The organism is Micromonospora marincola, from assembly GCF_056150385.1.
Window position 1 is genome coordinate 219,510 of record NZ_JAXCFT010000008.1, and the last position, 8,204, is coordinate 227,713.

Here is an 8,204-nt window from a genome sequence, read left to right on the forward strand (position 1 = left end):
GGGCAGCCCGCGGCCCCCCGTCGCCGGGCGCTCGCGGGACGGTCCGGGCGTCCCGCGAGCACCGCCGTCCCGGTGGACGGTGGGTCAACGCAGCGAGACCCAGGTGGTGGCCACCGCGTAGCCGTCGGTGTGGGCGCGCAGCCGGACCGGGCCGGGCGGGGGAGCGCCGAGCGAGAAGAAGCCCACCGCGTCGACCGGCGCCTCCGCGTACGTGCCCGAGGCGGTCTGCGCGGACACCCGCCCACCTGCGGGCGGGGAGAGTTGACCGACGATGCCGGCGTCGGTCACCTCGATCTCCAGCACCACCGCCGCACTGCGGAACGACAGCGTCCGCGTCGACCCGGCCGACCGGGTCAGCGCCGGCACCGCGTCGCACGCCGAGTCGAACGTCAGCTCGGCGAGGGCCACCTCCGCGTCGACGCCCCGCCAGGCGAACGCCGCCAGTGCGGCGGTCAGGAACTCCTCCGGGACCGCCCCGACCTCCCGCAGCGCCGCACCCAGCTCGGCGGCCAGGGCCACCTCATCGGCCGGCGGCAACGGCTCCATCACGTTCACCTCCGTTCGTCCGGGACGCGGCCGTCCCGAGGAACGGGGCGAGCGCCGGGCAGTCCCGTAGCCGGCGCAGGCATCTGGCCTGGGTCGGCCCGATGCTGCCGATCGGCATGCTCAACCGTTCGGCGATCTCCCGGTAGCTGGCCGGCGGATCGGCGGTCAACAGGGCCAGCAACTGCTGGCAGCGCGGCGGCAACTGCGCGAAGCCCTCCCGCAGCGCCTGCCGCCGCTCCGCGCGTAGCAGTTCCTCGTCGGGGGCCGCGACCTCCGCCGAGCGGGAGAAGCCATGGTAGGCGTCCAGCGCGTCGTCGTACGGGTCGAAGAGCTGGGTGCGGCGGCCGAGGCGGGACAGCCGGTAGCACTCGCGCCGGGCGGTGGTCGCCAGCCAGGAGGCGAGGGCCTGCGGGTCACGTACCCGGCCCAGATGTTCGACGAGACGCAACCAGACGGTCTGGTTGGCGTCGGCGGCGTCGGCGCGGCTCAGGTCGTACGACCGGATCACCGAGTAGACGAGCGGGGTGTACCGGCGGACCAGCTCCACCCACGCCGACTCGTCCCCGTCCGCCGCGGCGGTCACCAGGTCGGTCGCGGCCCGCTCGCTCATCCGACGAGCACGCCGTAGTCGGGGTGCCAGCGCGGCGCCGCGAGCAGCGCCAGCCGGGCCGCGTCGGCGGTCAGGCCGCCGGCGGTCATCAGGGCGGCGAGCCGACCGGAGACGTGCGCCGTGGCGAACGAGGTGCCCGCCCAGGCGGCGAAGCCGTGGAACACCCGGGTCGGCTGGCCCGGCAGCGGCAACTGCCCCTCGACGTACGTGCTCTGGCGCTCGCCGACGGCACAGACGTCGATCCATGGCCCGTAGCCGCTGTAGGTGGCCGGCGCCACGCCGCCGGAGCCCTGGCTGACCGCCGCCACCGCGACGACCCGGCCCAGGGCGGCGGGCCAGGTCGGCCGGCTGGTGCCGGCGTTGCCCGCCGCCGCGACCACGGCGCTCGTCGCGGGTAGCGCGGCCACGGCGTTGGCCAGGGGCAGCGACGGCTGATCGTCCTGGGTGAACCCGCCCAGGGACAGGTTGACCACGGACACCGCCGGCGCGAGTCGGGCCATCGCGGCCACCACCGACGCCTCGTCGCCGAGGCCGGTGGCGGTCAGCGCCTGCTCCGGGTCGACCCGGACCCCCGGCGCGGCCTGCCGCACCACCCCGGCGACGAAGGTGCCGTGCCCGCCCTGCGGGGCGAGCACGTCGATGTGCACGTAGAGCGGGTCCTCGTCGTCGACCTCCGGCAGGTACGCCCCACCGAGCCACTGCGGGTGGTAGCCGCCGGCCTGCCGCCAGATGCCGGTGTCGCAGATCCCGACGGTCACCCCGGCGCCCTCGCCCAGCCGGGCCAGGTCCGGCGGCGGCAGCGCGGCGACCGCCGCGGGCGGGCTGCCCGGGTTGCCCATGATGTTGCCGAAGCCCAGCAGCACGTGGTGCGGCTGCACCTTCGGCACTGGCTGCCCCGGCCACTGCTGGGGGTCGCGCAGCTTGGTGACGATTGCGGGAACGTCGGTCTCCCGGTCGAAGAGCAGCCGGGTGACCCCGGCGAAGCCGCCGCCACCGGCCACCACCTGGCCGCGGGCACGCAGCCAGGCGGTGACCCGCTGGGCGTCCGCGTCGGCGGCGAGCAACTGCCGTGGCCGGTAGAGGAACTCCCGGCCCGGCGTGGTGTGCCGGCGGACGTTCTTGTCGGCAGCCAGCGCCTCGTCGAAGGCGCGCTGGTAGGCGACGTCGTCCGCACCCTCGGCGCGGGCCGGGGCCGCACGGGATGCGGTGGCGAACGACGCTGCGGCGGCCAGCGCGGCCGTGGCGAGCAGTCGCCGTCGGGACAGGTGGCCGGCCGGGCGCGGCTCGGCGGGACGGTCAGGCGACACGGGTCCTCCATGCGTCGGCAGAAGCGCCCGCCACTGGCCGGCGTGGCCCTGTTTCCCCGGGTGTCGCCGATTCTTCCAAAGCATAGTCGTATGTCAATGACGTTAAGGGTTGGTGCGGATTCCCGACAGGCCCCGAAGACATTGACGGCTGGGCACCGGTTCGGGGACTCTGTGGGGCATGCCCGACAGCACCGGTTCCGGTGCCGGCACGGCCCAGGCGGCGCTCGACGCCGTGCAGCGCTACCCGCACGAGGCGATCGCGATCGCCCAGCGGGTGCTGGCCGCCGGGTCCGCGGCCGGGGCCGACGAGCGCTCCACCGCCGAGCGGGCCGTCGGCCTGGCCCTGCGGGAGCTCAACGACCTGCCCGGCGCGCTGCGCCACCTGCGCCGCGCGGTCCGGGCCGCCGGCACGCCCCGGACCCGGGCGCTGGCCCGGATGAGCCAGGGCTACGTGCTTGCCAACGCCGGCCACACCGCCGCCGCGCTGCGCGCGGTGACCGCCGCGCTGCCCCAGCTCGTCGGCGCCGACGCGGGGCGGGCCCGGATGCAGCGGGGCGTGGTGCTGCACTACCGGGGTCGCTACGACGAGGCGGTCCGCGACTACGGCCTGGCCGTCGACATCGCCCTGCGCGAGGGAGATCTGTTGCTGGAGGCGCGGGCGCGCAACAACCGGGGGCTGCTCAACGCCCACCGGGGCGCCGCCGGCGGCACCCACGACGACCTGTCCCGCGCGGCAGCCACCTTCCAACGGCTGGGCCTCGACCTCGCGGCGGCCGACGCCCGGTGGAACTGCGGCATCGCGGCCGGCCAGCGCGGCGACATCGCCGGGGCGCTGCGCTGCTTCGCCACCGCCGACGAGGAGTACCGGCGGCTCGCCGTGCCCCGGCCGGCGCTGCTGCTGGACCGCGTCGAGCTGCTGCTGTCGGTGCCGCTTGTCGACGAGGCGGTGGTGGTGGCGACGGCGGCGGTCCGGGAACTGGGGCGCCGGGGCATGGCCTCCGACTTCGCCGAGGCGCTGCTGGCCCGGGCCCGCGCGGCGCTGCTCGCCGCGGACCTGGACACCGCGACCGAGGCCGCCGCCGCGGCCCGGGCCCGGTTCCGTCGCCAGGGCCGGCGCACCTGGGCGGTCTTCGCCCGGCACGTCGAGTTGCGCGCCGAGTACCGCCGGGGCACCCGCTCGGCGTCCCTGCTCACCGTCATGGCCCGTACCGCCGACCAGCTCGACGCCACCGGGTGGCCGGGTCCGGCGCTGACCACCCGGATCGAGGCCGGCTTGGTGGCCGCCGCACTGGGGCGGCCGGGCCGGGCCCGGAACCTGCTGGCGGTGGCCGCCCGGGCCCGCCGTCGCGGCACCGCCGACCGACGGGCGCAGGGCTGGTACGCCCTGGCCCTGTCGCGCCGTCTCGGCGGGGACGAACCCGGGGCCGCCCGGGCGCTGCGCCGCGGGCTAACCGTGCTCGACCGGCACCGCATGTCGCTCGGCGCGACGGAGCTACGTGCCCACAGTGGAGCGTACGGTCAGGATCTGGCGGCCGAGGGCCTCGACATCGCGGTCCGGGCAGGCGCGCCGGCGCGGGTCCTGGCGTGGGCGGAGCGGTGGCGGGCCAACGCGCTGCGGACCCGGCCGGCCCGGCCCGCGGCCGACCCCGAACTGGTGACGGCGCTCGCTGAGCTCCGACTGGTCAGCGGCCTGCTCGAAGACGAGGTGCTGGCCGGCCGCCCGGCAACCGCCCTGCGCGGCCGGCAGGCCCGGCTGGAACAGCGTATCCGGGACCTCGCCCGGCGGGTGCCCGGTGAGGGCGCCGTGCTGGCCCCGCCCGGGGTGGGCGCGCTGGCCGCGCGGCTCGGCTCCCGGGTGCTGGTCGAGCTGGTGGCCCACGGCGACCGGATCCGGGCGGTGCTGGTCCGCGACGGCCAGGCCAGCCTGCACGACCTGGGCCCGCTCGCCGCCGCGGCGGACCTGGCCCGCCGGCACCGGTTCGCCCTACGCCGACTGGTCACCACCGGCGACACGGCCGCCGCGCGGGCGGGGGCTGTCCACGCCGCAGCCGCCCTGGATCGGCTGCTGTTCGCCCCGCTGCGGCGGCTGGCCGACCGGGCCCTGGTGATCGTTCCGGTCGGGGCGCTGCACGCGGTGCCCTGGTCGGCGCTGCCCACCTGCGCGGGGCGTCCGGTGACCGTCGCCCCCTCGGCCACCGCCTGGCTCGGCGCGGACCGGCGGGAGTTGCCGGCCGGGCCTCCGGTCCTGGCCGCCGGCCCGCGCCTGCCGGCCGGGCACACCGAGGTGTGCCGCCTCGCCCAGGTTCTGCCCGGGGCCCGGCGACTCACCGGGCCGGACGCCACCGCCGCGGCGTTGACCGCCGCGCTTGACGGGGCGGGGCTGGTGCACATCGCCGCCCACGGCACGTTCCGTGCGGACAATCCCCAGTTCTCCACCCTGGAACTGGCCGACGGTCCGCTGTTCGCCCACGAGTGGGAGGCGGTCACCCGGCCGCCCGGCTGCGTGGTGCTCTCCGCCTGTGACTCCGGCCTGACCGGGCTCCGCCCCGGCGACGAGGTCATGGGGTTCACCGCGGTGCTCCTGGCGCTCGGCACCCGGTGCCTGATCGCGAGCGTGTTGCCCGTGCCGGCCGAGCCCACCACGGCACTGATGCTGGACCTGCACGCGCGGATGCGGGCGGGCGCCGGCCCGGCGGGTGCCCTCGCCGCCGCGCAGCGGGCGTTCGCTGCGGCGGGCGACGGTCCCGCCCGGGCCACCGCGGCGGCCTTCGTCTGCTTCGGGGCCGGCTGACGGTGCCGTCCAAAGAGGCCCGGCGGATGCCGCGGTATTGACAGGCCGTGCCCCGACCGTTGACGCTGTATGAAGCGAAATCTATCGATGCTTACGGGGGCATGATGCGACGCAGGATCTTCGCGCTGGCCACGGCCGCCGCGGTCGTCGTCGGCGGGGCCATGACGATGGTGCTACCGCCGGCCTACGCCGCGACAGCGTGCACAGTGGACTACACACTCACCCGGGAGTGGACCGGCGGCTTCTGGGCCGAGCTCACCGTCACCAACCTGGGCTCTCCGGTCACCGACTGGTGGCTGCGGTTCCGGCAGGCCAACGGTCAATCGATCACCATGGGTCACGACCGGCTGCCGGACGGATACACGCTCGGCAGCGGCGAGTTGTACCCGCTGACCACGCTCCGCCCACCGGCGGGGTCCACGCTGGCGACCGGCGCCTCGGTGACAGTGCGGTTCGGCGGCAACTACCGGGGCCCGGACCCCAGGCCGACCGAATGGGTGTTGAGCGGCCAGCCGTGCGACGGGGACGTCGCCAGCCCGCCCCCCTCGTCGCCGCCGCCCTCGTCGCCGCCGCCCTCGTCGCCGCCGCCTTCGTCGCCGCCCCCCTCGTCGCCGCCGCCGGCCTCGGGGAGCCCGCAGCCCAGCCTCAGCCCCAGCCCGCTGCCGGGCGGGCCGTCGGTGGCGCTCACCTCGCCCCTGCCCGACGACTTCTTCGCCGCGCCGGGCGTCATCCCGATCCGTGCCGAGGCCACGGCGGCGACGGCCGGCCGGCGGATCGAGCGGGTCGAGTTCCGGGAGCGCGGCACGTTGCTCGCCGTGGACACCACCGCGCCGTACGCGTTCGACTGGCGCGGCGTGCCGCCGAACACCGGCACCCGCATCACCGCCACCGCCTACGACAGCAGTGGCGCCCAGGCCACCGCCGAGGTCCGTGGCATCCGGGTGCTCCCACCGCAGGCACCCGGCGCCGCGCCCGCGCTGAAGGCATCCGGCAACCGCATCCGCACGGTCACGGTCGACCCGAGGCCGTACCGGCCACGCGGAATCATCCGCTCGGCCGCGCCCGGCGGGTGCGCGTGGGGACCGATCCGCTGGGACGGCCCGGTCGACGACGCGTCCGTAGCCGCGCTGCGGGCCCGCGGCGTCGACGCGGTGCGGGTCGTGCTGAGCGACGCCTGCTACGTCTACACCGGAAGCCCCACCGACAGACCGAACCGCGTCGGCTACCTCGACGAGGCGGCCCGGTACGTCGACCGGCTCGTCCGGGCCGGCATCACACCCGTCGTGTCGCTGCGCCAGAGCGACGAATCCGCCACCCGCTTGTTCTGGGGCGCGGCGGCGGAGGTGTTCGGCGACGACAACGCGGTGGTCCTCGACATCTCGCCCTACAACTTCCCGGCGGCCGGCGGCGCCGATCCCGCGGTGGCCTGGACCTGCTGGCGCGACGGCGGTCCCGCGTGCCTGGGCACCGGCCTGCCGAATTTCGGCGTGCAGGAGCAGATCCGCCTGCTTCGCGTCCGAGGCGCGTTCAACCTGGTCCTCGCCGCCGGGATCGACGGCGGCAACGACCTGCGCCGGTGGCTGGAATACCGCCCGGCCGACCCGGACGGCCGCAGCGTGGCCGCCGCCTGGCGCGTCGACGACCGCTCGGCCTGCGCCACGCCGGCCTGCTGGCAGTCCACCCTGCTCCCGGTCGCCGCCCAGGTGCCGCTGGTCGCCACCGATGTCAGCGCCAGTTCGGCGGCGCCGACGTTCGTGTCGCGGACGGTCACCTGGCTCGACCAGCACGGCATCGGCTACCTGCGCCGGTGACCGGGGGAGGGGCAGGGTCAGCCGGCGTGGTGGGGCGGCGAGATCGTGGGCGGCACGCTGAGCGTGCTCGGTATCCCGATGCGGACACCGGTGAACCTGATGGAGCTGACCTTCGGCCGCAAGAAGCTCACCTCGTCGGGCACGGGCGGCACCAGATACACGGCGGAACTGTTGTCCTTCTGCGCCGAGCACGGCATCGTCGCCGACATCGAACTGCTGCCCTCCGCCCGGATCCATGAGGCTTTCGAGCGCCTCGAGCGCGGCGATGTCCGCTACCGCTTCGTGCTCGACCTCGCCGACCTCGACCAGCCCGGGAACGCGCCGCTGTCAGCCTCCATGCCGGGAAAGTCCTGACCAGGCTCCGACACCTCGCCGGACCACTCGTCCGGTCCGGGCGCGGTACGCCGGGCGCTGTCACCTGACCGTCACTGTCTGAGCACGGACAGTGTTCGCGTTCCGGCGTCCGGGCCGCTCGATGATGGGACCCGTCGACGTGCCGCCGCGACCGGCCGGCGGGCGCGGCACTCCGGGCAGGGGGTTGGACATGTCGTTCGAGGTGGACTTCAACTGGGCGTCGCAGGCCGTCATCGAGACGGTCGCGGTGCCGTTCCCGTCCCTGGAGACGCCACCCGGCGTGGTCGTCGCCGATCCTCCGGTCCCGCAGTTGGCCTTTCAGCACTCGGGGCCGGTCACGGTCACGATGCTCGGCTGCGGCCGGTGGAACCGGGACTCCAGCTACCGGTTCAACGCCGGCTGCAACCCGGAGCCGCACCACGCGGCTGAGGTGGGGGAGGTCGGGGTGCTCTCCGACGCCGAGGCGCACCGGTTGGAGGCGTGGTTCCTCCAGCGCTACCCGACGTCCAACCCGGTCGTGCTCAAGAACGGCGGAAAGTGGAACCTCGTCCTCACCCGCAACGGCGCGGTCTTCAACTTCCACGTCGCCGTCCAGCCGGCCCGCGGCTAGCCCCAATGCCGGGTAGTTAAGCGCGGCGGTGGTTCGTCAAGTGGGCGTGTTGGTGCTGAGACTGGCAGCGGGACTTCGGTAGGAGAGGTACGTCCGCCAAGACATGCCTTACCGCCGGGAGTCCCGCTGTTGGTTCAGTCTGTCATTACGCGTGTGGTGCGGGTCGCGGCAGGCC

Annotated in this window: 7 protein-coding genes; 4 read left to right on the forward strand and 3 right to left on the reverse strand. The window is 75.5% G+C overall.

The window, feature by feature from the left end; all coding sequences use genetic code 11:
- Positions 1 to 84: 84 nt before the first annotated feature.
- Genes SM450_RS19405 through SM450_RS19415 form a run of 3 tightly spaced genes read right to left on the reverse strand, consistent with a single transcriptional unit; the run spans position 85 to position 2,463 of the window.
- Entirely contained in the window at positions 85 to 546 is a 462-nt protein-coding gene (locus tag SM450_RS19405; protein ID WP_474621148.1) for a hypothetical protein, read from the reverse strand.
- Complete coding sequence (locus SM450_RS19410; protein ID WP_474621149.1) at positions 521 to 1,156, reverse strand: RNA polymerase sigma factor; 636 nt, start codon at positions 1,154 to 1,156, stop codon at positions 521 to 523. The genes SM450_RS19405 and SM450_RS19410 overlap by 26 nt, the downstream gene beginning before the upstream one ends.
- A complete protein-coding gene (locus SM450_RS19415; protein WP_474621150.1) occupies positions 1,153 to 2,463 on the reverse strand; it encodes a S8 family peptidase in 1,311 nt (436 codons plus the stop codon). The genes SM450_RS19410 and SM450_RS19415 overlap by 4 nt, the downstream gene beginning before the upstream one ends.
- Before the next feature lie 178 nt (positions 2,464 to 2,641).
- On the opposite strand from SM450_RS19415, the gene SM450_RS19420 reads away from it, so the two are divergent.
- The 4 genes from SM450_RS19420 (at position 2,642) to SM450_RS19435 (ending at position 8,029) form a co-directional block, all read left to right on the forward strand.
- A complete protein-coding gene (locus SM450_RS19420) occupies positions 2,642 to 5,254 on the forward strand; it encodes a CHAT domain-containing protein (protein ID WP_474621151.1) in 2,613 nt (870 codons plus the stop codon).
- Between the two features lie 101 nt (positions 5,255 to 5,355).
- On the forward strand, positions 5,356 to 7,065 hold the full coding sequence (locus tag SM450_RS19425; protein WP_474621152.1) for an Ig-like domain-containing protein: 1,710 nt from the start codon (positions 5,356 to 5,358) through the stop codon (positions 7,063 to 7,065).
- Between the two features lie 45 nt (positions 7,066 to 7,110).
- Complete coding sequence (locus tag SM450_RS19430; protein ID WP_474621153.1) at positions 7,111 to 7,419, forward strand: hypothetical protein; 309 nt, start codon at positions 7,111 to 7,113, stop codon at positions 7,417 to 7,419.
- A 190-nt stretch (positions 7,420 to 7,609) separates the two neighbouring features.
- Positions 7,610 to 8,029, forward strand: coding sequence for a hypothetical protein (locus tag SM450_RS19435; RefSeq protein WP_474621154.1), 420 nt, complete (start codon positions 7,610 to 7,612; stop codon positions 8,027 to 8,029).
- The last annotated feature ends 175 nt before the right edge of the window (positions 8,030 to 8,204 follow it).